The organism is Celeribacter arenosi (assembly GCF_039539485.1).
Lineage (GTDB): Bacteria > Pseudomonadota > Alphaproteobacteria > Rhodobacterales > Rhodobacteraceae > Celeribacter > Celeribacter arenosi.
Map to the genome: position 1 here is coordinate 709,917 of NZ_BAABDF010000007.1, position 23,801 is coordinate 733,717.

Below are 23,801 nucleotides of genomic sequence, written 5' to 3' on the forward strand. Positions count from 1 at the left end.
TGCCTGCGTGGCGGGTCTTTTCACTTGGGGCCAGAGGATCGAAACATGGCTGACACATCAGCAAACGCGCGACACTACGGGTGGTTTCATCGCAATCGGCAGACCGTCACGCCGTGGCTGTTCCTGTTGCCCGGTATCCTGTTTTTCTCCACATACGTTGTCTATCCGATCATCGAGAGCATCAGCCTGTCGTTCTACAAATGGGACGGCCTTGGCGAAGCGACCTATGTGGGGACAGAGAACTACGAAAAGCTGGTCAACGACCGCGCGTTCACCGTCTCTTTGATAAACAATGTCAAATGGTTGCTGCTCTATCTTCTTGCGATACCTGCAGGCCTGTTCATCGCCCTGTTCCTCAACCAGACGGTGCGTGGCATCCGTATCTACAAATCCCTGTTCTTCTTTCCTTTCGTGATTTCACAGGTCGTCGTCGGCCTCGTGTTCACATGGTTTTACGATCCGAAATTCGGCCTGCTGAACGGCATTCTGGGCGCGGTCGGGTTGGGGCAAATCAACGTGCTCGGAGATCCGGCATTGGCCACCTACGGCATTATCGCCGCGGGCCTGTGGCCGCAGACGGCCTATTGCATGATCCTGTATCTGACGGGCCTGAATGCGGTTGACCCCGAACAAATCGAAGCCGCACGTCTGGACGGCGCAAAGGGGCGTCGCATGCTGTGGTACATCATCGTGCCCCAACTCAAACCCGCAACCTTCATTGCCTTTGTGGTCACGATCATCGGCGCGCTGCGCTCGTTCGACCTGATCTCCATCATGACCAACGGCGGCCCGTTTGGATCGACCCGTGTTCTCAGCTTTTACATGTTCGAAAAAGCACTATCGGAATACGGCTTCCGCATGGGCTACGGCGCGGCCATCGCGGTCGTCCTGTTCGTGATCATGCTGTTCTTCATCGCCTACTTCCTATGGTCGATGTATCAAGACGAGAAAGGGCGCTAAGATGTTCCCGACCCCCCTGGAAAGAACCTCCCGCACGTGGCAGATCGGCTATCAGTCGCTCTTGCCCGTCGCGGTCATTGCGTGGCTGCTCCCCTTGCTCGCCGTTGCGATGTTTTCCATCAAACCCAGCTCGGACTTCACCGGCGGCGATTATTGGTCGTGGCCATCCCGGTTCGCGGGTTTTGAAAACTATGGGCGTGTGTTCATGGATAGCCCGATGCCGCGCTACATCCTGAACTCCTTCATGATCACCATCCCGACGGTCATTGGCGCGGTGGCCTTGTCGTGCATGACGGGGTTCGCGTTGGGCATCTATAAATTCCGATTGAACCTCTTTGTGTTTTTCCTGTTTATCGCTGGCAATTTTGTCCCCTTCCAAATCCTGATGATCCCCGTGCGCGATCTCACCATCAACGCGGGTCTCTACAACACGAAACTCGGCCTCGTTCTGTTCCACATCGCGTTCCAGACCGGATTTTGCACGCTCTTCATGCGTAACTTCATTCGTGCTCTGCCATTCGAATTGATCGAAGCTGCGCGCGTGGAAGGCATCACAGAGTTCCAGATTTTCTGGCACATCGTCCTGCCATTGATGAAACCTGCCATTGCGGCCCTCTCGGTGCTGGTTTTCACCTTCATCTGGAATGACTATTTCTGGGCGGTCGTCCTGACCCAAGGTCCGCAGGCCCAGCCTGTTACGGCAGGCATCACCAGCTTTAATGCGCAATTCGGTGTGGCCTATCACATGCTGTCTGCCGGTTCGATCGTTGCCGCACTGCCACCGGTTCTGATGTTCTTCCTGATGCAGCGCCACTTCATCGCAGGTCTGACACTCGGCGCCGTGAAATGACCCAGTGCTGGCGTTTGGATGACGACAGGCAAACGCTTGTCTTGGGCGTGCGCGACAACCGGTTGGCGCAGGCCATTTATTGGGGGCCGCGTCTGGGAGATGGTGAAAACCTCGACACGCTGTTTGCGGTTCATGACCCCGACGTTGCCGGTGGCATGCTCGATACGCATCCCGCGCTTTCGATTTGTCCGACGTCGGCGCGCAGCTTTCAGGGCCAGCCGGGGATGGTTGTGCGTGATGGCGCGGGGCAGGTGATCTTGCCAAGCCTCACGTTCAGCACCGCCGAGGTTGCAAAAGATGCGATCAGCCTGACCTTCACCGACCCGGATCACGCGCTCACATATCGCGCGCATTTCTCGATCGACACACAGACCCACATGATGACGACTTGGGCCGAAGTGGAAAGCGCCCGCCCTCTGATCCTGCAGTGGCTGGCGGCACCCGTTCTGCCCGCGCCGCAATTGTCGGACGACATGATTGATTTTTCGGGTCGTTGGTGTGGCGAGTTTCAGATGAACCGCACGCCGTGGTCCGCCGGCGCGCGTTACCGCGACAACCGGTCGGGTCGCACGGGACACGAACATTTCCCCGGCCTCATCGTACCGTGCCGTGGTGCAACCAACACCCAAGGCGAGGCCTACGCGTTCCACTACGGATGGTCCGGGGGGCACAAAATGGTGGCCGAGGAATTGCCTGACGGTCGCCGCCAGATCCAGTTCGGCAATGCGACGGATACCGAGCTGGCCCCGATCACATATTTCAAAACGGCGCCTCTTTATGCGACCTATTCCGGTCACGGGCTGAACGGATGCGCGGTTTCTTTTCAACGCCACCTGCGTGACCGGATTGTCACGTGGCCCCACCCGGATCGCCCGCGCCCCGTGCACTACAACTGTTGGGAAGCGATCTATTTCGATCACAATCTGCCGGAGTTGAAAGAAATCGCCACGCATGCCGCCGATCTCGGCGCGGAGCGTTTCGTGCTTGATGATGGTTGGTTCGGTAAACGGGACGACGACACCACGTCCTTGGCCGATTGGACCATTGATGCGCGCAAATACCCCGATGGGCTGACACCGCTGATCGATCATGTCCACGGGCTTGGTATGACTTTCGGGATCTGGTTCGAACCCGAAATGATCAATCCCGATAGCGATACATATCGCGCGCACCCCGAATGGGTTCTGGGCGATAGCGAGCAGATTCTGGGCCGCAATCAGATGGTGCTCAACATGGCGCTCGAGCCGGTGCGCGATTACCTGTTCGAGGTGATCGCAAAAGTGCTTGGTGATCACGACATCGACTATATCAAATGGGACCACAATCGTGTCCTCCCCGCACCGGATGCGGAGCAAACGCGCGGCACATATGCGCTGCTCGACCGGCTTCGCACCGCCTTTCCGTCGGTCGAAATCGAAACCTGCGCGTCGGGCGGCGCGCGGATTGATTTTGGCATTATGGAGCGCACGCAGCGGGTCTGGTTGTCAGACAGCAATGACGCCTTGGAGCGGTTGAAAATCCAACACAACGCCGCGTTGTTTTTGCCCCAATGTGTGACCGGCAGCCACGTCGGTCCGCGCGTATGCCACACCTCCGGCCGTATTCTGGACATCCGCTTTCGCGCATGGGTCGCCGCTCAGCGGCACATGGGTTTCGAAATGGACCCGCGCGAATTGACCGACGAGGAGGCCGACGTGCTGCGTCGGGTGACGCGGTGGTGGAAAGACAACCGCGACTGGATGCGACAGGCCGACATTCTGCGCCTCGATGCGGCCGACCCGGCGGTACTGGCGGAACAGCATGTGAATGAGGACCGCTTTGTGGTCTTTGCCGGCAAAGCCGACACATCTTCACAGATTTCACCCCGACCTCTGCGGCTCAGCGGGTTGGTTGCGGATGCAATGTATCGCGTGGACCTCGCCAACAAGGACGAGGTAACCCGCAAAGCCCTCTCGCGCGGTCACTCCGCGCTGAAAACGCAGGCGATAGAGGTCAGCGGCCAATACCTGATGGCGCACGGAATTACGCTGCCATGGAGCTTCCCTGAAACCATGTGGGTTATCGAGGGCACCAGACGATGAACGGGTCGCGCCACATCGCAGGGGATCAAACGACGCGGGCTCGCACACGCCTTGCGGGGGGATGCCATTCATGAGCGCACCGGTTTTCCCCGATCTCGAAGGCGCGTCGGTGTTCATCACAGGCGGCGGTTCCGGCATTGGCGCGGCGTTGAGCGAAGGGTTTTTACGCCAAGGGGCCAAAGTCGCCTTTGTGGGCCAATCCGATGCATCCGCCTTTGTCGACAGGATGGCGGCCGAAACCGGCAACCGACCGTTGTTCATCAAATGCGACATCACCGACACCGCAGCGTTGAAGGCCGCGATGGATCAGACCGCATCGGCCCACGGGCCTATTACCGTTCTGATCAACAACGCCGCCAACGACAAACGCCATGCCACCGATGAGGTTGACGAAGCCTTTTGGGACTGGTCCATCGCGATCAACCTCAAGGCATATTTCTTTGCCTGTCAGACTGTCCTGCCCGCGATGCAGGCCGCCGGTGGGGGCGTGATCATCAACATGTCGTCGGTAAGCTACATGATGGGGAATGCGGGGTATCCGATCTACACCACCGCCAATGCAGGGATCACGGGAATGACGCGATCGCTTGCGCGCGAATTTGGACCCCACGGCGTGCGTGTGAATGCGCTCGCACCGGGGTGGGTCATGACAGAGAAGCAAAAGGAACTTTGGGTCACGCCGGAGGCATTGGACGAACAATTGAGCCGCCAATGCGTAAAAACGCCCCTTGAGCCGTGCGATATGGTGGGGCCGGTTTTGTTTCTGGCCTCTGACGCCAGCCGTGCCATCACAGGTCAATTGATCGCCGCAGATGGCGGCGTGGTGGTGACGGGATGACAAACCCGTGCCCCGAAAATGATTGGATTGCCGTCGATTGGGGCACCTCAAACCTGCGGGTTTGGGTGATGCGGGGCACCGCCATTGTCGAACGCCTCGATGCAGACCAAGGAATGGGGAGCATCGCCCCGAAGGATTTCGAGCCCGTGCTCCTGTCTCTGATTTCCCCGTTTTTGGGACCGCATAAAACACCCGTAGTGATCTGCGGCATGGCAGGGTCGCGTCAGGGTTGGGCAGAGGCGCCCTATACCTCGGTGCCCTGTGGCCCGCCGGGTCTTCGCCACGCCGTTCGCGTGGCGACCAAAGATCCACGCCTGTCTGTATCCATCTTGCCCGGGATCAAACAGGACGCGCCGGCAGATGTCATGCGCGGAGAAGAAACCCAGATATTGGGCTATCTGGCCAAGAACCCCGATTTCTCCGGTGTGATCTGTTTGCCGGGGACGCATTCGAAATGGGCCCAGATCAGTGACGGAAAAATCGAGCATTTCCGCACCTTTATGACGGGTGAGCTGTTTGCGCTCCTGTCAAAGAGTTCCATTCTGAGGTTCTCGGTCGGGTCCGATGTTGACGTCGATGCTTTTGAAACGGCTGTCAGCGACATGATCCGCAGGCCCGAAGATTTTAACGCCGATCTATTCGGTCTGCGCGCTGGAACCTTGATTGGCGACCTCAGTGGTGATGAAGCTATGGGCCGTTTGTCGGGGCTGATGGTGGGGTGCGAACTTGCCGGCGCGCGCGCCTATTGGCAAAATCAAAACGTGGCCCTGATCGGGGCCTCCCAGATCGTGAAACTTTATGCCCGCGCGTTGGCCACACAAGGCGTGACAGCCGACATTGCGTCGGGCGAAGACAGTGTGCTCGCAGGGTTGAGCGCCGCCCAGCATAGCCTAGAGGACCAGATATGAGCCGCAACATCATCGCAATTTTGCGTGGAATTACACCGCCAGAGGCAGAGACGATTGGCGCAACCCTGATCGAGGCGGGCATTGACCGCATTGAAGTCCCCCTCAATTCGCCGGATCCGTTGGAGAGCATTGGACTCCTCGCGCGCGCCTTTGGGGACGTGGCCCTGATCGGTGCGGGCACAGTGTTGAGCGTCAAAGATGTGGACGACGTCGCAGGCGTTGGGGGCCGCCTCATTGTGTCGCCAAACTGCAACCCGGAGGTCATTCGCGCCACCAAGGCCGCAACCCTCCTCAGCTTTCCCGGAGTCATGACCCCCACTGAATGCTTCTCCGCATTGGACGCAGGCGCAGATGGGCTGAAATTCTTTCCGGGGTCGTTGATCGGCATCGACGGGTTCAAAGCGATATCGGCAGTCCTACCCGCCACGGCGAAATCCTACGCGGTGGGCGGGGCAGGGCCGGCCAATTTTGCGCAATGGGCAAATGCCGGAATCGCGGGTTTTGGTATCGGGTCGGCCCTGTACAAACCCGGCATGGACGTATCCGAGGTTCGCAAGAATGCGGACGCTATCGTTGCCGCCTATGATGCGGCCATGGGGTGAAGGGCCGACAGCCCCAGATTTTCCCCACTTTGACAAACACCAACCAAACCACAGGTGAATTCGCATGACCCATGTTGGCCTTCCGCGCGCACTCGGGACTTGTTACTACCCCGAACATTGGCCGCAGGAGCGGTGGGAAGCGGACGCGCGAATGATGGCCGAAAGCGGCCTCACATGGGTGCGCATTGGTGAGTTTGCGTGGTCGCGGCTCGAACCCCGGCCCGGCGATTTACAGCTGGATTGGCTGGAAAAAGCCATTGAAATTCTCAATGAAGCGGGGCTCAAGGTCGTGCTCGGAACGCCAACCGCGACACCGCCGCGCTGGGTGGTCGACAAGCACCCGGACATGCTCGCCGTGGACGAACAAGGACGCCCTCGCGCATTTGGATCACGCCGCCATTATTGCTTTAGCCACGAAGGTTATATCGAGGAAAGCCGCCGGATCACCGCTATTCTGGCAAAACGGTTCGGCGCGTCCGTGGCTGCGTGGCAAACCGACAATGAGTACGGATGTCACGACACCACGGTCTCGTATTCCGACGCAGCCTGTCGCGCATTTCAACGCTGGCTCGAGGCGCGATATGGCGACATCGAGGCCCTGAACGAGGCGTGGGGTAATGTGTTCTGGTCTATGGAGTATAACCGCTTCGATCAAATCGGCCTGCCCAATCTCACGGTGACCGATCCAAACCCCGCACATGCGCTAGCCTTCCGGCGGTTCTCATCGGATCAGGTGCGCGAATTCAATCGCGTCCAGCTCGAAGAAATCCGCAAATATTCCAAAGCGCCGATCAGCCACAACTACATGGGGCAGGTCACGGATTTCGACCACTACGCGCTCGGTGCGGACATGGAAATCGCGACATGGGACAGCTATCCGCTCGGATTTCTGGAGGACCGTGTCGTGGCCGCGCCGGAGTATAAACAGGCCTTTGCGCGCCAAGGGGACGCTGACTTTCAGGCCTTTCACCACGATCTCTATCGCGCGGTTGGCCGCGGCCGATGGTGGATCATGGAACAACAACCGGGACCGGTAAACTGGGCGCCTCATAACCCCGCGCCCTTGCCCGGAATGGTGCGGTTGTGGAGTTGGGAGGCCTTTGCACATGGCGCCGAAGCAGTGTGCTATTTCCGCTGGCGCCAAGCACCCTTCGCACAGGAACAAATGCATTCGGGCCTTCTGCGTCCCGACAGCTCGGAAGCCGAAGGTCTGCGCGAAGTGCGTCAGGTTGCCAACGAACTGGCATCGGCCCCCAAAGTCGAAGGCAATGTGGCCGATGTGGCATTGGTTTTCGATTATGACGCCGAATGGGCCTGGGCTGTGCAGCCGCACGGGCAGGGGCTAAGCTACTTTGGCTTGGTCTTGGCGCAATATCGCGCGCTGCGCCGCGCCGGTTTGAACATTGATATTGTTGGGCCATCGACGCGAGATTTCTCAGATTACAAGGCAGTCTTCGCTCCGGGCCTGATGCACTTGCCTGACGATTTGCGCACCGCTTTGGAAGAGGCAAAATGCGTCGTTGTACTCGGTCCACGTACGGCCGCGCGCACCATCGACTTTGAAATTCCCACCCCCCTTCCGCCGTCATTGGATGCGCTACAGGTCACAGTCACACGCGTCCAATCCCTGCGCTCCGATTGTCCGGTTGCTCTGGAGGGTGGGGGAAATGCAGTCGGATACCTCGAAACCATCGCGTCAGAGCATGAGCCGGTGCTAGAGGACAGCGCAGGCGCGCCTGTCGCGGTGCAAAACGGTAACTTGATGTATTGCGCGGCCTGGCTGGATGATGAGGGCTGGGACCGCCTGATCTCAATCGTCGCAGCACAGGTGGACATGGTGACGCGGTCTTTGCCCGTCGGGGTTCGTGTACGGCGCACGCAATCGCAGGAATTCTGGTTCAATTACAACGCGCATGCGGTCCAGACCGAGGCGGGAGAAATCGAACCGGCATCCCTCATCATGCGCACTCTTTGATCCGGAAGTTGGCGCGGCAATGGTGTGTCGCGCCCCCCAATTGGTGCCCTGCCTATTTTGTCAGGATAAGTTTGCCCGCACGCGTAATCCGCAGGGTATAGATTTGCCCGTCGAGATCGATTTGGCATGTCATGCCTTGTCCAATCAGGGAGCGTGCGTTGATCGGTGTTTCTGATCCGGATTCGAGCGGGGTGACGGGCAGTTGTGCGTTCATTTCGAGTGCCTTGCGGATATCTTCAGACATGTTGGCCTTCCCGCGGGTGCGCGGTTGGGTTCAAAGATGTGAATGATTGTGGGTTGGCTGCGCGGCTAATTATGCCTGCGCTGGCTGATGTGCGTTTTGCCGTGAGGCGTGGCCATTTTGGCTCTGAGTGGGTTCGGCATAAGTAACCCGATAGTTTTTGTCAAGTATGGATGGAGCCCGAGCGTTCCTGCGCGACGTCACGTTCCAAAATTGCCAGAAATACACCCCACCAACGGATCAAGCGAAAGAAAACACGTTCGTTCGAACAGGTCGCCAGAACAATCCCCACAATTATGCCCGAGGCGTCAGGTCATGGGGATTGCATGGCGTGTAGATCGCCCTTCGCCAGGGTGTCGCTCAAAAGGTCCAACAAACACAAAAGCCCCTTGAGCCGCTCCGTGTCGCGCAGCCGAACCGAGTGTTCGATTTCGGAAAACGTCGCAGCGGCGTTGGAAAATCCGAGGAACATGAACGCACCCGTCGTTCGGTGGGCATCCTGTTCGAATGTTTTCCAATCCGCCCCCTCCGGCGCGCGAAGAATGGACGTCAAGGCGTCCCGAACAGCGTCAACATCGGCACGTGTCTGGTTCAGCAGTTCCACCCCTTCAGCCCCCACAAGTTCCGTGGGCAGAGTGCCGGGTAAGCCATAGCTCCCCGGGCGCGGCAGCGCGAGCGCATCGTCATGGTCGGCAATAATGTCATCGAGCTGCTGACACAGCGTTTCGCGCGTGAACGGTTTTTGGATAATGCCGTCAATGCCGGCCTCGAACAGGCGGAGCTGCTCATGGGGTTGAATTGGCGTATGCGCAGTGACGGCAACAATACAGGCGTCTTTGCACATTGGTGTCAGTCGAATGCAGGCCGCTGTATCAACGCCCGTCAGGTTCGGCATGTTGAGATCGGTCAGGATCACGTCATAGGCCGTCGTGTAGCAGATTTTGAGCGCTTCGATCCCGTCCTGCGCGCCGTCGACCTGATAGCCCAATCTATCCATCATCGTGCAGACCAGGTTGCGGTTGAGAGGATGGTCTTCGATCACCAATGCGCGCCGCGTGACTTTGTCGGAGGAGGGGCGCAGAAGGGCTGCGAGGGAGGCGGCCATGTCTTGGTGGTTTTGTTGCGATAGCGAGGGGGCAACGTGCGGTGCGACGTGAACTTCCGTGCCCGCGTCATCCGCGCTTAATATGCTGGAAAGCGACACGGGCAAGCGGACCACGAAAATTGACCCTTCACCGAGCGTGGAGTCGATGCTGATAGAACCTTGCATAGCGTTCACGGCTCTCTTCACAATCCCGAGCCCGAGACCTGTTCCCAAAATTGACGTATTGGTGCCCGTGCCTGAAAAGAACTCCTCGAAAATCTTCTCGCGATCCTGCGCCGCGATTCCGATGCCCGTATCGGCAACACGGATTTCGATCTGCGCGCCGTCCGCGCCTTCGATTTGTGTGCCGCTTACCGAAATCTGACCGTCTTCGGTAAATTTTATCGCATTGGAAACAAGGTTGTAGAAGGCTTTTACAAAGGATCGGCGCAGGCCGGTGATTTCGTCGGGGCCCTGCCATTTGAGCGTGATCTGGTTTCTTCTTGCCTCTGCAAGCGCCTCCAATTGATCACAAACGCCCTGCAATGCTGCCTTGGGATTAAAGGTTTCGGGACGTTCTAGTTCAACCGCATTGTCGTGCTTTGCGACGTCGAGCACGTCTTCGATCTGCATGAGAGCCGTATCCGCAGCATCGCGCGCGAGGCGCAGATAGGTCTTGGTTTCGGCCGGATCACGAGATGGATCGGCCAAATCCAGCGCTGCTATCACACTATGCAGGGGCGTGCGCATTTCATGGCTCATGGTTGCAAGGAACCGTGCCTTGGCATTGGCGTCCGAGCGTGCGCGCCGCAGCGCATCGCGCACATCGCGCCGCGCGGCGATTTCGTCGCTCATATCGCGCAGAAAGCACATCAGTATCGGTTCACCATCCGGTCCACTTTCCCGCAGAACCGTTAATTCGCCTGCAAAGATTTCGCCACTCTTGCGCTGTGCGCGCACGGGAGTACGGCGAAATCCGCGGATCGAATTCCTGTTTTGCGGTTCCATTTCCATAAGGTGCGTCAACCGGCGTTTGAACACCGTGTGCCAGCGGATTGGAGTGAACGTCTCCACTGCGGGTTTGCCGAGCGCTTCTGCCCGCGGCGTGCCAAACATCTCTTCGGCGCGCGCATTGAAATCTGCCACCCGCAGTTCGGCATCCAGAACGAAAACCGCGTCTTGCGATGCCTCCACTAGGTCGTCGAGGTATGAGCTGATGCGCTCCTGATGGCGGGCGTGGCGATCAATCTGGCGCCACAGAAGCGCCATGAAAAGGGTGATGAGAGTGGTCAGGCACATCGTTCCCAAAGAAACGTTCAGATACCAACGCAGTGATTCATAGAGACCTGTGCGGTGGCTTTCGCGAAGCTCTACAAAGCTGAGCATGCTCGAAACGGTAAAATCACGAACAGCGGGCGCAATCGCATCGCTCATGCCTTTAAGCGTGGCGTAATCCTGCGCTGTTTGCGGGGGCGAGGTGTCGAACGTGCGCGCGACCGCTTCGCGGAACGCAGTAATCTGCGCGAGCGGTTCCTCGAATTGAAATAGGTCCGTGCGTTTGGCCCAGACCACGATCACATCGACGCGCGAGTAGAAAACATCGAACCTTTTGATGACCTCGCGGCGTGTGTCATCCGATACCAGACCGGTGTCCTGCATCTCGATGCAGGCATTTGCCAAAGCGACTTGAAAGGATTGGAAATCGACGTGCGTCTGGATGCGCCCCCACGCCCCGTTTTCGGATTGCGCACGCGACAGTTCATGCACGCGGTTGGACAGAAAGAGCGACATAACCAGCAGGGTCAGCGTCACCGCGAGCGACAGGAAGCCGGCCACGAAAACACGCTGGCGGTTTTCTGTCCGACTTCGGGGCGCTTTGCTGAGCCCAAATACTTTCATTGCGCCCCTTCTTTGAGACCCACAGCAGGTTATATACTGCATAGCTTCGCGAAAATCGAACCGCGCGCGCCAAAAATGTGCGACAATGCTGCAGCCGTGATCAATCGTTGAACCTTGGCGTAAAAATGCCAAGGTGAGAATGTTTTTCGTTTTTTAATTGGCGCGTGTGACGTTAGGTGGGGCTTTCACAAACCATCGGGGCGTGGAAATGAAGCACAAAAAGGGTCGTTTCCAATGACGAAGGACAGAACTGACAGTCAAAGTGGGGCCGCGCAACGCGGGCCGGTGAAGCTGTCTGTCCTGATCGCCGATGACCACTCTCTGATCGCCGATGCTCTGCGCATTGTGCTGGAAACCTCCGATGATTTCACGGTCGCGCTATGCGCAACCTTGGACGATACGCTTGCCGCGCTATCCGGCGGTGGCGTTGATATCCTCATGCTCGACATCGCGATGCCCGGTATGGAGGGACTGTCCTCGGTGCGAAACGTCGTGGAACTGTCCCCCGAGACGGCCGTGATCGTTTTCTCCGGCACTGTCGATGCGTCCTTCGTGCATAGCGCCGTGGACCTCGGCGCACGTGGCTTCATTTCAAAAGGGCAACCTGTCCAAAGCCTCGCGGCAACTTTGCGCCATGTCGCCGCTGGGAATATCGTTCTCCCCCCTGATTTGCCCGCCCGCAATAAAGGCGCAGAGATCACACTCGACGGTCGTGAGCGCACAATCCTGCAGGCGGTGTCGGAAGGCAAAACCAACCGTGAAATCGCCACTGCGACCCAGAGCACCGAAGTCGCGATCAAGATGAAGATGCGCGCCATCTGCATAAAGCTTGATGCCAAAAACCGCGCCCATGCCGCGATGATCGCCCGACAAAGGGCCCTGATCTAGATAGTCGACATCTCAACGCGTCTGGTGAGACAAGAAAGCCCCTGTCGCAGCGGTTTGCGGGGGGTTACAATGCGTTATGGCAAAGAGTTTTTCCTCCATCGATGACGTTTTGCGCGCGGATTACGACACGATTATTGATGTGCGCGCACCCTGCGAGTTTGCGCAGGACCATTTGCCGGGGGCCATCAATTTGCCCGTTCTGGATGACGCAGAGCGCATTCGGGTCGGCACAATCTACAAACAGGAATCGCCCTTCCTTGCGCGCAAAATCGGCGCGGCATTGGTTGCCCGCAACACGGCCAAACACATCGAAGAACGTCTGGGCGAGTATGACGGGAAGTGGCGTCCCTTGGTGTATTGTTGGCGGGGTGGGCAACGATCCAATGCTTTCGCGACCGTCCTGACGCAGATCGGCTGGCGCGTCGATGTTATCGAGGGGGGGTATCGCAGTTGGCGCAGGCTCGTGAACGGCGCGCTGCACGACACCGAACTTGCGCACCGGTTCGTCCTGCTTGACGGTTTCACAGGCACGGCGAAAACCGACCTGATCCACCGCGTCGCCGCGCGGGGCGGGCAGGTTCTCGACCTCGAAGGGATTGCGCGACATCGGGGCTCGATATTTGGGACCTTGGGGCTGCAGCCCCCCCAGAAGACGTTTGAAAGCGACTTGGCGGTCGCGCTTGCGAAACTCGATCCGGCGCGTCCGGTTCTCGTGGAGGCCGAAAGCAGCCGGATCGGCGACCGCTCTGTGCCCGCCTCCGTGTGGAAACAGATGTGCGCCGCCCCCCGTATCAATGTCACCGCACCTCTTTCCTCGCGGGCGCGCTATTTGTCAGAGGCCTATTCCGACCTCGTGGTGGACGCGCATGAACTCGAGCGAATGCTGCAAAAACTGGTTCCGCTCCAAGGTTATGAACGCGTCGATATGTGGTCAGAAATGGCTAGAACCGGCGAGTTTGTCGAACTGGCCGGCGCATTGATGGCGTTCCACTATGACCCGCGCTACGCGAAATCGCGCGCGCGCCATGATGCGGATATCGCCGCGACGCTCGATCTATGCGATCTGGGCGTGCCGGCGCGTGACGACGCTGCCGGGCAAATCATGTTGCTCATGGAGGCCCTGTAGGCCGCTCACACAACGCGTAGGGTCGCCGGTCCCTCGGTGATCACCCCGACCAGTGCCGCAGTGTATCCCGCATCGCGAAGACGCGCCAAAGTGGCCTCCGCTTCGTCTGGTGATACCGCCGCTAGGAGACCACCGGCCGTCTGCGGGTCGTAGAGCAGACCCGCCAATGCGCTTTCTGGTCCGTCGACTTGGTGCGCATAGACGCGGTTGGCGGCGTAAATCGTGGATCGAATGCCGCTTTGTGCGAGGTCCATTGCCCCGTCCAGAAGCGGAATAGATTCCAAAGCCAATTCGGCCCCGACACCCGACGCGCGGCAGATGCCGAGCAGATGACCGGCCAACCCGAAACCGGTGACATCGGTCATCGCATGTGCGTCTTTCAAAATCCGCGACGCAGGTCCCGAACTTTGGGCCATGGATGCATAGGCGTGGGCCACATCCTGTCCGCGGGCCTGCAAAATCATTTCACCGGCCAAAAGAACGCCTGTGCCCAGCGGTTTGGTCAAAATCAATCGATCTCCGGGCTTTGCACCTGCCAAGGTGATAGCGCGATCCGTCAGGCCCGTGACCGTGAACCCGATGGATAGCTCAGCGCCCATGGTCGTATGGCCGCCGATGATTTCTGCCCCTTCGGATTCGAAAACTCCGCGCGCGGCCTGATTGATTTCCCGCAACCAGCCCTCCTGCAGGGAAGGGGTCATGCGCGGCAAGGTGATCGTGCTCAGCGCCGATTGCGGCGCGGCGCCCATCGCCCAAACATCCCCCAGTGCGTGAATGGCGGTGATGCGCGCCATGAGAACGGGATCGGCCACAAAACCGCGCAGATGGTCGACGCTGATCACCTGCCGCATGTTCCCATGCACGAGAACCGCGGCATCATCTCCGGGCAGGCTTTCGACATCTGCACGCGAAAACTCTGAGGCGCCTGCAAGAGCCTTGGTCAAAATGTCACCGCCCACCTTGGCTCCACAGGCGCCGCACATCGGGTTTTTGCCAGACACTTCCTCACGCACCCCCGCAGCCACGCGTTGGGGCAGGGGGGCAGGCGGCATCGGCGCGAGGTCCCTTAGCTTGGACATGAATTTCTGGTCGATGGCGTTTTTCCAACGCCACATCATCGACCCCGACAGGCGCACGCCGTTCTTATCTGCGAGCGCAGATTTTGCGCCCAGCGATATGAGTTTGAGATAGTCCGACTGTGGATGGTAGCGGCGCAGCGCCGTGTTTTCGGGATCGCTGGTCACCAGAATACGCAGGTTGTCGAACAGCACGGGTGCTTGCCGCACGGCAAAAACGCCCGCTTTGGGACGGGGCGCGTGGCTAAGGTGTGCGCAGTCACCGACCGCGAAGATCGATGGATCGCTGGTTTGCAGGGTCGGGCCCACCGACACAAACCCATGGTCCAGATCGAGACCGGTCTGCGCGAGCCATTCGTAGGGTCGCGCGCCCGCCGCCCCTAACGTAAATCCCGACGCAACCCTGCGCCCATCCGATAGAACGACCGCCCCGTCTTCCACGGCCGTCACCGACGAATTGGACAGGATGGTCACCTGTAGGTCGCTCATCTTTTTGAGCATTGCGCGTCGTGTCCCACTGCGCATTTCTGTCAGAATTTCTGAGCGGTCGATGAGCGTGACCCCTGCGCGTGCAACGTCGCGCAGCGCATGCGCCATGGCCATCGCAATCTCGGCGCCGGCCACACCCCCACCTATGACGACGGGGAGGGGCGGCGTTGCACCCGATTGGGCCTGCGTCAGAAACTCTGCCCAACGGGTGGCGAAGTTTTCGAGCGGCTTTGCGGCGACACCGAAGTCTTCGAACCCGGAAAGGTCAGGCATGGAAGACGTGATGCCAATATCGATGGAGGCCACGTCATATTGCAGGGGCGGGCGGCCTTCGATCTGGATCCGTTTTTGCACGCGATCAATGCCCGTTGCGCGCCCCATTACCAGACGCGCTCCTGCAAACCTCGCCAGTCGCACCAGATCGAGTTCCAGATCGTCGCGCGCGTAATGACCCGCAACAAACCCCGGAAGCATTCCCGAATAGGCCGCCACGGGGCCGGGGTTGATAACTGTCAGTCGCGCGCCCGCAAGCGGTTTCATGCCCCAGCGTTTCAGGACCAACGCATGGGTATGTCCGCCGCCAATGAGGACGATCTCGCGGGTGAGTGGGATGGTTTCCATTGGGTCCCCTAGGGTGCGCGCCATTCACCGGCGAAATCATTCGCGCGCCAGTAATGCGCGCGGGTATGGCAGGGGCGGTGCAAGCTCACAACATCCATCGACGCGACGGTGAGCCGCAGGATCGCAAATCGTGCAGCATTCGGTGACCGGCGGTAGGCATCGGGGGCAGGGATGGTGGTGGCGGGCGGGGGTGTCACGCCGTAGTCAGGCAGGGCGCGATCCGGCAGGCCGTCCCATGCGGCGCGTGCCTGTTTGCCTTCGATCATTTCCATGGTGCCACTGAGACGGATTTGCAGCAACACATCCTCCCGCCAAAGGGTCATTGCGACATGCGGGTTCGCTATGATTTCGGTGCATTTTTGCGTTGCCGCATCGGTAAATACATCGACCGTCGCACGCGCGGGATCAACGCTGCGAATAACCACGCCGCGTGCCTGCGGTGCGCCGGTACCGTCAACGGTGGCCAGCATGGCCAAACGGGCGTCGATCCGGTCACTAATGGCCTGCGGCAACAGCGCCGACCACGCCGCTGCGCGAAACTGGTCGAGGTCCATCGTCCAGGGCGGATTTTGTGCTATTTCCATGAGGAGAAGGTGACGCGGACGCGTGCCGTTGGCAAGAGCTCTGGACCCATCGACGTGCGCGTGGCAGGAAAGGTGCATGACCGAAGAAAACACACCCCAAAGCCATCCGTCCCACGGTGGCGACCTGCGCGAAAAGGCCCGCGACATATTCCTCGCAGGCGTTGCCGCGGCCGATCCGGCCGAGGCCGTTGAATTGGCCCTAAAGGGTCGAAGGTTCGATGATCCGGTAATTATTGCAGTGGGCAAAGCCGCCCGCACGATGGCCGAGGCGGCGATGAAACATGTCGATGCCCGCACGGTTGTGGTGGTCACCAACTACGAAAACGCGCGTCCCTTGGAAGGGGCCGAAGTGCGCGCCGCCGCGCATCCTGTCCCTGACGCCGAAGGCGCACGAGCGGCGCTGCGCGTGGAAGAGGTTCTGGCCCATGCAAAGGGCGATGTAATCGCGTTGATTTCCGGTGGTGGCTCGGCGCTGCTTCCCGCGCCGGTGAGTGGCATATCGCTCGAGGAAAAGGCGCAGGTGAACCGACTGCTTTTGGCCTGCGGGGCCGATATCGTCACCATGAACCTCGTTCGCCAACAACTTTCGCGCCTCAAAGGCGGGGGCTTTCTGCGCGCCGCCGCCCCTGCGCGTGTGACGACATTGGTTTTGTCGGATGTGGTTTCCGATGACCTGCGCGCAATTGCGTCGGGGCCAACGGTTTCGCCAATTGGAACGCGCGCCGACGCGGCACAAGTGCTGCGTGATTTCGGGGTGTGGGAAAAGGTGCCCGCGCGTGTGGCAGCGTTCCTGTCAAAGCCCGCGCACGACCTCGGGCCACTTCCCGAGAGTGAGATCACATTGGTCGGTTCCAATAAGCTTTCGGTTGCGGCCATGGCGCGTGCCGCGACGGGCGGGGATGCAAATGTACAGGTGGACCCTGTCCCGCTTGAAGGCGATGTGGGGGACGCGGCGGCGACGATCCTCGACACGGCGTGCGCGCCGGGGATTTACCTCTTTGGTGGCGAAACCACGGTGCGGGTTGTGGGTGACGGGCTCGGCGGGCGCAATCAGGAGTTGGCGCTACGGGTTGCGGAATTGGCGCAGGCGCGTGGTCTGAAGGACTTTGTGTTCCTCTCGGGCGGTACCGATGGTCGCGACGGCCCCACAGATGCCGCGGGTGGAATTGTCGATGGTGGCACGCTGAACCGGATGCGTGAGGCGGGCACTGACATCACCGACGTGCTGTCGCGAAACGACGCCTACCACGGGTTGCAGGCTGCGGGAGATTTGTTGATCATCGGGGCGACGGGCACGAATGTCGCGGATTTACAGGTAATGATTATACCCTGACATAACGTACCGACCGCGCAAGTCGGGCCTAGCGCGCGAGTGAAAACCCGGAGATCAGTTGCCGCAAACCCAGCGCCGCGCCTGCAATGATCGCGATGATGGTAACGGGGGCCGAAAAGGCGAGCACGGAGAGCGCCGAGAGGCCTTGGCCGACCGTGCACCCGAAGGCCAGTACCGCCCCCACGCCCATCAGGGCAGCACCCGCGATCTGGCGTTTCAATTCGCGCGGGTCTTCGCAGGCTTCCCACCGGAAATGGCCCTTGATCAGTGACCCGATGGCTGCCCCGCCAAGGACGCCCGCGACAGAGCCGACCCCGAAGTTCAACGTCGAAGCGGATGAGGTCATCAGGTAGAACATGCTGTCGCCAATCGGGGCTGCAAAGGTGTGCGAGGAAACCGGCTCTGCCTCAAAAGATGCCATCGACACCCATGACGTGCCTGCCCAACCCGACACAATAGCGAGCCCGACGAGAACCCCCCAACCAATCAGCCTGCGCTCCGACCAGAAGGCGCGCGATGACAGGGTGATCGCCAAAACCAGAATGCCCGCTATCAGGGGAGAGATGCCGAACCTGATCAATGACGCAGGCGCCTCGGAAGGGGCAGGTGGGAAGAGCATGACGCGCAGTTCGGCCAATGGCCCGTTCAGGGTCATATAGGTGGCCAGCCCCATCACTGTGACGATGACAAAGTTGCGCAGATCACCGCCGCCAAGGCGCGCCAAAGCGCCAAAACCGCAGTTTCCAGCCATGGCCATGCCATAGCCGAACATCAAACCCCCGATGATCGATGCGAGCGGATACCATTTCAGTGACGCATAAATCGTCTCGAGCGGCGCAAAGAACCCGAATGCCGATAACACTCCTGTGCCGAGTAGCGAGATGCCGATCGCAATCCCCCATTGGCGCGCGCGCGCATCCGAACCCTGATAGAGGGCGTCCTCGATTGCACCCATAGAACAGAACCGGCCCAGTCGCGCAGCGAGACCGAGGATCAAGCCGCCGCACAGGCCAATGAGCGCGGCAAACGCGCCGGGTCCAATAGTATCAATCACGAATTCCTCCCACAAACAGGAGAAGCGCCGACCTAATCGGTTCTACGCTTTCCCGCCATCCACCGAACAAAACATGTCGTAGATGACTTCGAGGATGCGACGCGGGCGGTCGTCCGTCAAGGAGTAGTAGATTGCCTTTCCGTCACGGCGCGGCGTGACCAGACCCTCCAGACGCAGGCGGGCCAATTGCTGGCTCACCGCCGCTTGGCGGGCAGACAAAAGCTCTTCGAGTTCCGTGACGGATTTTTCGCCGGTCACAAGATGGCACAGGATCATCAGCCGCCCCTCGTGCGACAAAGCCTTCAAAAGCTGAGACGCGTCGCACGCGTTCGACATCATCACGTCCATGTCCTCCTCGGACATATCTTGCGTGATCACTGGCAATGGCGAGTTCACCTGATCCACCTTTTGTCCTCTAAAACGCGATTTCATCGAAAATCGCGTCAATGCCTGCTTGTGCGCAATCCTGGTCAATATCGGGACCCGGGGCCCCGGAAACACCAATTCCCGCCACTATACTGCCATCTGCTTCGATTGGAAGCCCCCCACCGAGTGCGAGTGGCATGGAGAGGTCGCGGATGCCGGACATCATTTCACCGGGGGCCGTGATCTCGCCGAGCTCGAGTGTGCCGGTGCGAAACGACACTGCAGTCCATGCTTTGCGATGGGCGGTTTCAAAGACGTGTGGGCCTGCAAAGCGGTCACGGACATAGGCCTGCGGCAGCCCGAAACGATCGACCACCATCACCCCGACCTGATATCCGTTGTCGCGGCAATTTTGCAGCGCCGCCTGAGCGGCTGCCAAGGCAACCTCGGGTTTCAGGACTTTGAATTCGACAAACGCGCCATCGTCCTGTGCCATAACGGGGCCAGCACAAATTAGCGCTGCGGCAAGCATTAGGTTTCTCATCGTAAACTCCTCAATTGGTTGGGTTGAGTGCGTCGATATCGAAATCGGTGTGATCGCGCAGGAGGACCGTGAGCATTGCCCAGAACATCTCGTCCCCCCCATACCCTTCGATCCGCCCGATTTCCTTGCCCGCGTCGACCAGAACAAAGGTCGGTGTGAGAAAGGGGCGGGACACGAATTCGATGTCCTCAGGACGCTCGGAGATGTCCATCCGGCGCAGGGGCGCAAAGACACCTTCAGGCGTCTTGGGGTAGATCGGAGCGATCTCTGCGTTCCAGCGTGCGCAATAGGCGCAGCCGTCGCGCTCCGCCATGACCAATTCCATCGCCCAGAGAGGCGTGGAAAACAGCACGAACAGCGCGGCTGCAAGAGAGAGGATGAAGCGATCCATAAGAGTACCGATTGACGGGTCAGTCATTCTCAACATAATTTGAATATGTGAATGACACAAGCGCGCTGCGACCATGTAATGTGGCGCACGCACGGATGTCTTGGAGGGTTTTATGCTGGATGTGACTTTGATCTCGGCCTTTTTGGGCGGGCTTGTGGTGTTCTTCTCTCCCTGTGTGCTGCCCATTGTGCCCTTTTACCTGTCCTATATGGCGGGCACATCGATGGGGGAAATCAATGCCCAGGGCGAATTGGCAGCGGGCGCGCGCCGCCGCGCGGTTATTTCCGCGACCATGTTTTCGCTCGGCATCATCACCGTTTTCGTCCTTCTCGGCGCGGCGGCATTCTCGCTTTCACAGGTATTCCGCTCCCAGCAGGACTTGTTCCGGATTGCCGCCGCAGCGGTTGTCTTTGTCATGGGCCTTCATTTTCTCGGGGTAATCCGCATCGGGTTCCTCAACCGCCAGTTCCAGATGAACGCAGGCGACACCTCCAACATGACGGTCTGGTCGTCCTACGTTGTTGGACTGGCCTTCGCCGCGGGATGGACGCCTTGCGTCGGCGGCATCCTCACGGCGGTGGTCTTTACAGCATCGGTTGAGGAGACGGCGGCACGCGGCCTTTTGCTGATGGTCATCTTCGGCATCGGCATGACCGCCCCCTTTGTGGTTGCCGCGTTCTTTATCAAACCGTTCTTGAAATTCGCATCGAAATTCCGGCGCCATCTGCCAAAAGTTGAAAAGCTCATGGGCGTGTTCCTCATCCTGTTCGCTGTCCTGATCATCACCAATTCGGTGAACTTGATCGCCCAGTGGATGCTCGATGCCTTCCCCGCCTTCACCAAAATCGGATCCCAAGGAAGTCTGTAAAATGCTCAAATTTGCACGCCGCACGATCATCACAGCAATCCTCGCCCTGTCAGTCACGCCCGCCCTTGCATTCGAGATGGGCGACGACGGGCTGCACAAAACGTCATGGCAACGCGACACGTTCAAAGACCTGCGCGAGGATCTCGCGGAGGCGGGGGCAGAGGGCAAGCGGCTATTGGTCATGATCGAACAGCGCGGCTGTATCTATTGCACCAAGATGCACGAAGAGGTTTATCCCGATCCCGAGATCACCAAGATGATCGAAGACAATTTCTTCGTGGTCCAGATCAACATGTTCGGCGACGTCGAAGTGGTCGATTTCGATGGCGAGGTTCTGTCCGAGAAAGATGCCGTGTCAAAGTGGAACGTGCTTTTCACGCCAACGAATCTCTACTTTCCCGAAGAAGTGCCCGAAGGGGTGAGCGCAGTTCAATCTGCGGTCGCATCTGTGCCGGGGGCCTTTGGGCGTCTCACCACCTACAACATGATGCGATGGGTGTTGGACCATGGCTACCAAACCGATGAGCCGTTTCAGAAATACCATGCCCGTCAGGTGGTTCTACAGCAGGAGCAAGGCAAACTCGACGTCGGCGAATAGACCTGTATTTCTGCTGCGCTTGCAAAATTTCGTATGCTGCACCTGCACAGAAATATGAAAATTCTCATTTTTGAATTTGTTCTTGCGCCGGTTCGATTTGGTGCGCTACGGTATGCCAAAGTAAGAAGGACCCTGAAGGGTTCAAATAGTCTTAGGGAGGAGACATGAAACGCATCGCAGCGACTTTTGTTGTGCTTGGCCTCACGGCAGGTGCAGCAGTGGGCGAAGTGGCCCCGGCGGACGTGAAATTCACGGACGGTGCTTTGGCGGAATCGCTTTCCGGCATGGCAGGCAACGCGGAAGAGGGGTATAATATCGTCACAAGCAAAAGCTTGGGCAATTGTGTCTCTTGCCACAGCGCCGACGCTTACGCGGATATTCCTTTCCACGGCAACATCGGCCCTATGCTTGACGGCGCAGGCTCGCGTTGGAGCGAAGCCGAACTCCGCGGTATCGTGGCTAACGCTAAAATGATGTTCGACGGCTCGATGATGCCTTCGTTCTACAAAACGGCCGGCTATGTGCGCCCGGGTGATGCCTACACGGGCAAGGCCGCAACGGGTGAACTGCCACCGCTTCTGACGGCCCAGCAGGTCGAGGACGTGGTTGCCTATCTTATGACGCTGACCGACGAGTAATCGCGGTCGCCTTTACGACAAAACGAGGAGAAACAGATGAAACTCACACGACGTGACGCTCTGGCTCTCGGTCTCGGTGCCACGGCTGCCGCGATGCTGCCGTTCCGCGCCAGTGCCGCAGCCGACGACGCCATCGCCGCCTTCACCGGCGGTGAGATGGCAGGCGAGGGCGGGATCACTTTGACGGCACCGGAAATCGCGGAAAACGGTAACACCGTTCCGATCACCGTCGATGCACCGGGCGCTGTGTCCATTGCCATCTTCGCCGCCGGAAACCCGACACCGGGCGTGGCCACCTTTAACTTCGGCCCACTCGCAGGCTCGCAAACCGCTTCGACCCGCATTCGCCTTGCCGGCACGCAGGACGTGGTTGCGGTTGCGAAAATGGCTGACGGTTCTTTCGTGCAGACCTCGTCGACGGTCAAAGTGACCATCGGCGGCTGTGGCGGCTAACCGACTGATTTAAAGGAGACAAAGACAATGGCATCTGGTGTCAAACCCCGCGTTAAGGTCCCTAAGTCAGCTGCTGCTGGCGACGTGATCACCATCAAAACCCTGATCTCGCACCCCATGGAATCGGGTCAGCGCAAGGACGGCGATGGCAACATCATCCCGCGCTCGATCATCAACCGGTTCACCTGTGAGTTTAATGGTGAAATGGTGGTGGACGTGACGCTCGAACCGGCGATTTCGACGAACCCATACATGGAATTCGACGCAACCGTTCCGGCGGCTGGTGAATTCAAGTTCACTTGGTACGACGATGACGGCGACGTCTATGAGGACACCGCGGCAATCGCCGTCGGCTGATAGCGCTGCTTCGCGCGCCGCCCGACAGAAGGCGGCGCGTGGCTCACCCAGGGAGGAATACGCATGAAAATTAACAAAACCATCGCCGGACTGGCAGCGATGACGGCCGTTGCTCTCGCAGGCGGTGCTGTCGCAGACCCGGACGAAGACGAACTGGTGATCAACGGCGAAATCGCAATCGTCACACAAACCGCCGCTCCGGCGCATCTCGAGGGGAGCCTCGATGAAATCTATTCCGGCTGGCGCTTCCGTGCGGATGGCACGCAGGCCATGGAAATGGATGACTTCGACAATCCCGGCATGCTCGGCGTCGAAGTCGGCGAAGAGTTGTTCGCAAAGGCTTGGGGTTCAGAAGGTAAGTCCTGTGCGGATTGTCACGACGGTGCCGAAAGCCTCGCCGATGTCCGTCCAACCTATCCCAAATGGAACGACGCCAAAGAGCAGGTGTACACGGTCCAGATGCAGATCAATGACTGCCTCACGGAACGGATGGGTGCGGAAAAAGAGAAATACGATAGTTCCAGCATGCTCAACCTCGAGGCGCTCATTGCCTCTGTGGCACGTGGCAAACCTGTGAATGTCGCCATCGATGGCCCCGCACAATCCACGTGGGAGCAGGGCAAAGAGATCTACTATACACGGTATGGTCAGCTCGAACTGTCCTGTGCGAATTGCCACGAAGACAACTACGGTAACCTGATCCGCGCCGACCACCTGTCTCAGGGCCAGATCAATGGTTTCCCGACCTATCGTCTGAAAAACGCCAAGCTCAATGGTGTACAAGGCCGCTTCAAAGGCTGCGTGCGCGATACCCGTGCAGAGACTTTCTCTCCGGGCTCTCCTGAGTTCATCGCACTTGAGCTATACGTCGCATCTCGCGGCAACGGTCTGTCGGTCGAAGGGCCTTCTGTCCGTAACTAAATCTTGGAGAGCCCCGCCTTTTTCCAAAAGGGTGGGGTTTTCTTTACTCGAATATA

At 59.1% G+C, this 23,801-nt stretch carries 24 protein-coding genes; 16 read left to right on the top strand and 8 right to left on the bottom strand.

Annotation, left to right across the window (positions count from 1 at the left end):
* The first annotated feature begins 45 nt into the window (after positions 1–45).
* The 7 genes from ABD815_RS11115 to ABD815_RS11145 all read left to right on the top strand — a co-directional run bounded on the left by ABD815_RS11115 (position 46) and on the right by ABD815_RS11145 (position 8,214).
* On the top strand, positions 46–960 hold the full coding sequence (locus tag ABD815_RS11115) for a carbohydrate ABC transporter permease (RefSeq protein ID WP_344847179.1): 915 nt from the start codon (positions 46–48) through the stop codon (positions 958–960).
* Between the two features lies 1 nt (position 961).
* Positions 962–1,810, top strand: coding sequence for a carbohydrate ABC transporter permease (locus ABD815_RS11120; RefSeq protein ID WP_344847180.1), 849 nt, complete (start codon positions 962–964; stop codon positions 1,808–1,810).
* Positions 1,807–3,891, top strand: a complete 2,085-nt coding sequence (locus ABD815_RS11125; protein ID WP_344847181.1) for an alpha-galactosidase — start codon at positions 1,807–1,809, stop codon at positions 3,889–3,891. Before ABD815_RS11120 ends, ABD815_RS11125 begins: the two co-directional genes overlap by 4 nt.
* Positions 3,892–3,961: 70 nt before the next feature.
* Positions 3,962–4,729: an SDR family NAD(P)-dependent oxidoreductase gene (locus tag ABD815_RS11130; RefSeq protein ID WP_344847182.1), complete on the top strand. Its 768-nt coding sequence runs from the start codon at positions 3,962–3,964 to the stop codon at positions 4,727–4,729.
* Positions 4,726–5,637, top strand: a complete 912-nt coding sequence (locus ABD815_RS11135; RefSeq protein ID WP_344847183.1) for a 2-dehydro-3-deoxygalactonokinase — start codon at positions 4,726–4,728, stop codon at positions 5,635–5,637. Before ABD815_RS11130 ends, ABD815_RS11135 begins: the two co-directional genes overlap by 4 nt.
* Positions 5,634–6,239, top strand: a complete 606-nt coding sequence (locus tag ABD815_RS11140) for a 2-dehydro-3-deoxy-6-phosphogalactonate aldolase (RefSeq protein WP_344847184.1) — start codon at positions 5,634–5,636, stop codon at positions 6,237–6,239. Before ABD815_RS11135 ends, ABD815_RS11140 begins: the two co-directional genes overlap by 4 nt.
* A 64-nt stretch (positions 6,240–6,303) precedes the next feature.
* Positions 6,304–8,214, top strand: coding sequence for a beta-galactosidase (locus ABD815_RS11145; protein ID WP_344847185.1), 1,911 nt, complete (start codon positions 6,304–6,306; stop codon positions 8,212–8,214).
* Positions 8,215–8,266: 52 nt separating this feature from the next.
* Here the strand turns inward: ABD815_RS11145 and ABD815_RS11150 are convergent, their stop codons facing one another.
* Together ABD815_RS11150 and ABD815_RS11155 are read right to left on the bottom strand one after the other, a co-directional pair.
* Positions 8,267–8,428 carry a hemin uptake protein HemP gene (locus ABD815_RS11150; protein WP_344848622.1) on the bottom strand — a complete coding sequence of 54 codons (162 nt, stop codon included), beginning with the start codon at positions 8,426–8,428 and terminating at the stop codon, positions 8,267–8,269.
* A gap of 340 nt (positions 8,429–8,768) precedes the next feature.
* Positions 8,769–11,438: a hybrid sensor histidine kinase/response regulator gene (locus ABD815_RS11155; protein ID WP_344847186.1), complete on the bottom strand. Its 2,670-nt coding sequence runs from the start codon at positions 11,436–11,438 to the stop codon at positions 8,769–8,771.
* Positions 11,439–11,672: 234 nt separating this feature from the next.
* On the opposite strand from ABD815_RS11155, the gene ABD815_RS11160 reads away from it, so the two are divergent.
* Together ABD815_RS11160 and mnmH are read left to right on the top strand one after the other, a co-directional pair.
* Positions 11,673–12,326, top strand: a complete 654-nt coding sequence (locus ABD815_RS11160; protein ID WP_344847187.1) for a response regulator transcription factor — start codon at positions 11,673–11,675, stop codon at positions 12,324–12,326.
* 76 nt (positions 12,327–12,402) lie between these two features.
* A complete protein-coding gene (gene mnmH, locus ABD815_RS11165) occupies positions 12,403–13,452 on the top strand; it encodes a tRNA 2-selenouridine(34) synthase MnmH (RefSeq protein WP_344847188.1) in 1,050 nt (349 codons plus the stop codon).
* A 5-nt stretch (positions 13,453–13,457) separates the two neighbouring features.
* Here the strand turns inward: mnmH and selD are convergent, their stop codons facing one another.
* Together selD and ABD815_RS11175 are read right to left on the bottom strand one after the other, a co-directional pair.
* Positions 13,458–15,638, bottom strand: coding sequence for a selenide, water dikinase SelD (gene selD, locus ABD815_RS11170; RefSeq protein WP_344847189.1), 2,181 nt, complete (start codon positions 15,636–15,638; stop codon positions 13,458–13,460).
* Positions 15,639–15,646: 8 nt separating this feature from the next.
* Positions 15,647–16,192, bottom strand: a complete 546-nt coding sequence (locus ABD815_RS11175) for a pyridoxamine 5'-phosphate oxidase family protein (protein ID WP_344847190.1) — start codon at positions 16,190–16,192, stop codon at positions 15,647–15,649.
* Between the two features lie 106 nt (positions 16,193–16,298).
* Here ABD815_RS11175 and ABD815_RS11180 point away from each other — a divergent pair, with 106 nt between their 5' ends.
* A complete protein-coding gene (locus tag ABD815_RS11180) occupies positions 16,299–17,555 on the top strand; it encodes a glycerate kinase type-2 family protein (protein ID WP_344847191.1) in 1,257 nt (418 codons plus the stop codon).
* Positions 17,556–17,583: 28 nt separating this feature from the next.
* Here the strand turns inward: ABD815_RS11180 and ABD815_RS11185 are convergent, their stop codons facing one another.
* The 4 genes from ABD815_RS11185 to ABD815_RS11200 are packed head-to-tail and all read right to left on the bottom strand — an operon-like array spanning position 17,584 to position 19,937.
* Positions 17,584–18,609 carry a YeeE/YedE family protein gene (locus tag ABD815_RS11185; RefSeq protein WP_344847192.1) on the bottom strand — a complete coding sequence of 342 codons (1,026 nt, stop codon included), beginning with the start codon at positions 18,607–18,609 and terminating at the stop codon, positions 17,584–17,586.
* A gap of 42 nt (positions 18,610–18,651) precedes the next feature.
* The gene (locus ABD815_RS11190; protein ID WP_344848625.1) at positions 18,652–18,972 is read right to left on the bottom strand and encodes an ArsR/SmtB family transcription factor; all 321 of its coding nucleotides are present in this window, start codon (positions 18,970–18,972) and stop codon (positions 18,652–18,654) included.
* 52 nt (positions 18,973–19,024) lie between these two features.
* Positions 19,025–19,519 (bottom strand): GlcG/HbpS family heme-binding protein, encoded by a 495-nt coding sequence (locus ABD815_RS11195; protein WP_344847193.1) that lies wholly within the window; start codon positions 19,517–19,519, stop codon positions 19,025–19,027.
* Positions 19,520–19,529: 10 nt separating this feature from the next.
* Positions 19,530–19,937 carry a hypothetical protein gene (locus ABD815_RS11200; protein WP_344847194.1) on the bottom strand — a complete coding sequence of 136 codons (408 nt, stop codon included), beginning with the start codon at positions 19,935–19,937 and terminating at the stop codon, positions 19,530–19,532.
* 85 nt (positions 19,938–20,022) lie between these two features.
* Here ABD815_RS11200 and ABD815_RS11205 point away from each other — a divergent pair, with 85 nt between their 5' ends.
* From ABD815_RS11205 to soxA, 6 genes are all read left to right on the top strand, one after another.
* Positions 20,023–20,778: a cytochrome c biogenesis CcdA family protein gene (locus tag ABD815_RS11205; protein ID WP_344847195.1), complete on the top strand. Its 756-nt coding sequence runs from the start codon at positions 20,023–20,025 to the stop codon at positions 20,776–20,778.
* A 1-nt stretch (position 20,779) separates the two neighbouring features.
* Positions 20,780–21,376, top strand: a complete 597-nt coding sequence (locus tag ABD815_RS11210; protein ID WP_344847196.1) for a thioredoxin family protein — start codon at positions 20,780–20,782, stop codon at positions 21,374–21,376.
* A gap of 164 nt (positions 21,377–21,540) precedes the next feature.
* On the top strand, positions 21,541–22,014 hold the full coding sequence (soxX, locus tag ABD815_RS11215; protein ID WP_344847197.1) for a sulfur oxidation c-type cytochrome SoxX: 474 nt from the start codon (positions 21,541–21,543) through the stop codon (positions 22,012–22,014).
* A gap of 36 nt (positions 22,015–22,050) precedes the next feature.
* Complete coding sequence (gene soxY, locus ABD815_RS11220) at positions 22,051–22,467, top strand: thiosulfate oxidation carrier protein SoxY (protein ID WP_344847198.1); 417 nt, start codon at positions 22,051–22,053, stop codon at positions 22,465–22,467.
* Between the two features lie 27 nt (positions 22,468–22,494).
* The gene (soxZ, locus tag ABD815_RS11225; protein ID WP_344847199.1) at positions 22,495–22,824 is read left to right on the top strand and encodes a thiosulfate oxidation carrier complex protein SoxZ; all 330 of its coding nucleotides are present in this window, start codon (positions 22,495–22,497) and stop codon (positions 22,822–22,824) included.
* A 63-nt stretch (positions 22,825–22,887) separates the two neighbouring features.
* Positions 22,888–23,745 (top strand): sulfur oxidation c-type cytochrome SoxA, encoded by an 858-nt coding sequence (gene soxA / locus ABD815_RS11230; protein ID WP_344847200.1) that lies wholly within the window; start codon positions 22,888–22,890, stop codon positions 23,743–23,745.
* Positions 23,746–23,801 lie beyond the last annotated feature (56 nt).

Coding starts and splice junctions, on each gene's coding strand:
- ABD815_RS11115 (WP_344847179.1), top strand. CDS start 46: ATGGCTGACACATCAGCAAACGCGCGACACTACGGGTGGTTTCATCGC.
- ABD815_RS11120 (WP_344847180.1), top strand. CDS start 962: ATGTTCCCGACCCCCCTGGAAAGAACCTCCCGCACGTGGCAGATCGGC.
- ABD815_RS11125 (WP_344847181.1), top strand. CDS start 1,807: ATGACCCAGTGCTGGCGTTTGGATGACGACAGGCAAACGCTTGTCTTG.
- ABD815_RS11130 (WP_344847182.1), top strand. CDS start 3,962: ATGAGCGCACCGGTTTTCCCCGATCTCGAAGGCGCGTCGGTGTTCATC.
- ABD815_RS11135 (WP_344847183.1), top strand. CDS start 4,726: ATGACAAACCCGTGCCCCGAAAATGATTGGATTGCCGTCGATTGGGGC.
- ABD815_RS11140 (WP_344847184.1), top strand. CDS start 5,634: ATGAGCCGCAACATCATCGCAATTTTGCGTGGAATTACACCGCCAGAG.
- ABD815_RS11145 (WP_344847185.1), top strand. CDS start 6,304: ATGACCCATGTTGGCCTTCCGCGCGCACTCGGGACTTGTTACTACCCC.
- ABD815_RS11150 (WP_344848622.1), bottom strand. CDS start 8,428: ATGAACGCACAACTGCCCGTCACCCCGCTCGAATCCGGATCAGAAACA.
- ABD815_RS11155 (WP_344847186.1), bottom strand. CDS start 11,438: ATGAAAGTATTTGGGCTCAGCAAAGCGCCCCGAAGTCGGACAGAAAAC.
- ABD815_RS11160 (WP_344847187.1), top strand. CDS start 11,673: ATGACGAAGGACAGAACTGACAGTCAAAGTGGGGCCGCGCAACGCGGG.
- mnmH (WP_344847188.1), top strand. CDS start 12,403: ATGGCAAAGAGTTTTTCCTCCATCGATGACGTTTTGCGCGCGGATTAC.
- selD (WP_344847189.1), bottom strand. CDS start 15,638: ATGGAAACCATCCCACTCACCCGCGAGATCGTCCTCATTGGCGGCGGA.
- ABD815_RS11175 (WP_344847190.1), bottom strand. CDS start 16,192: ATGGACCTCGACCAGTTTCGCGCAGCGGCGTGGTCGGCGCTGTTGCCG.
- ABD815_RS11180 (WP_344847191.1), top strand. CDS start 16,299: ATGACCGAAGAAAACACACCCCAAAGCCATCCGTCCCACGGTGGCGAC.
- ABD815_RS11190 (WP_344848625.1), bottom strand. CDS start 18,972: ATGTCCGAGGAGGACATGGACGTGATGATGTCGAACGCGTGCGACGCG.
- ABD815_RS11195 (WP_344847193.1), bottom strand. CDS start 19,519: ATGAGAAACCTAATGCTTGCCGCAGCGCTAATTTGTGCTGGCCCCGTT.
- ABD815_RS11200 (WP_344847194.1), bottom strand. CDS start 19,937: ATGACTGACCCGTCAATCGGTACTCTTATGGATCGCTTCATCCTCTCT.
- ABD815_RS11205 (WP_344847195.1), top strand. CDS start 20,023: ATGCTGGATGTGACTTTGATCTCGGCCTTTTTGGGCGGGCTTGTGGTG.
- ABD815_RS11210 (WP_344847196.1), top strand. CDS start 20,780: ATGCTCAAATTTGCACGCCGCACGATCATCACAGCAATCCTCGCCCTG.
- soxX (WP_344847197.1), top strand. CDS start 21,541: ATGAAACGCATCGCAGCGACTTTTGTTGTGCTTGGCCTCACGGCAGGT.
- soxY (WP_344847198.1), top strand. CDS start 22,051: ATGAAACTCACACGACGTGACGCTCTGGCTCTCGGTCTCGGTGCCACG.
- soxZ (WP_344847199.1), top strand. CDS start 22,495: ATGGCATCTGGTGTCAAACCCCGCGTTAAGGTCCCTAAGTCAGCTGCT.
- soxA (WP_344847200.1), top strand. CDS start 22,888: ATGAAAATTAACAAAACCATCGCCGGACTGGCAGCGATGACGGCCGTT.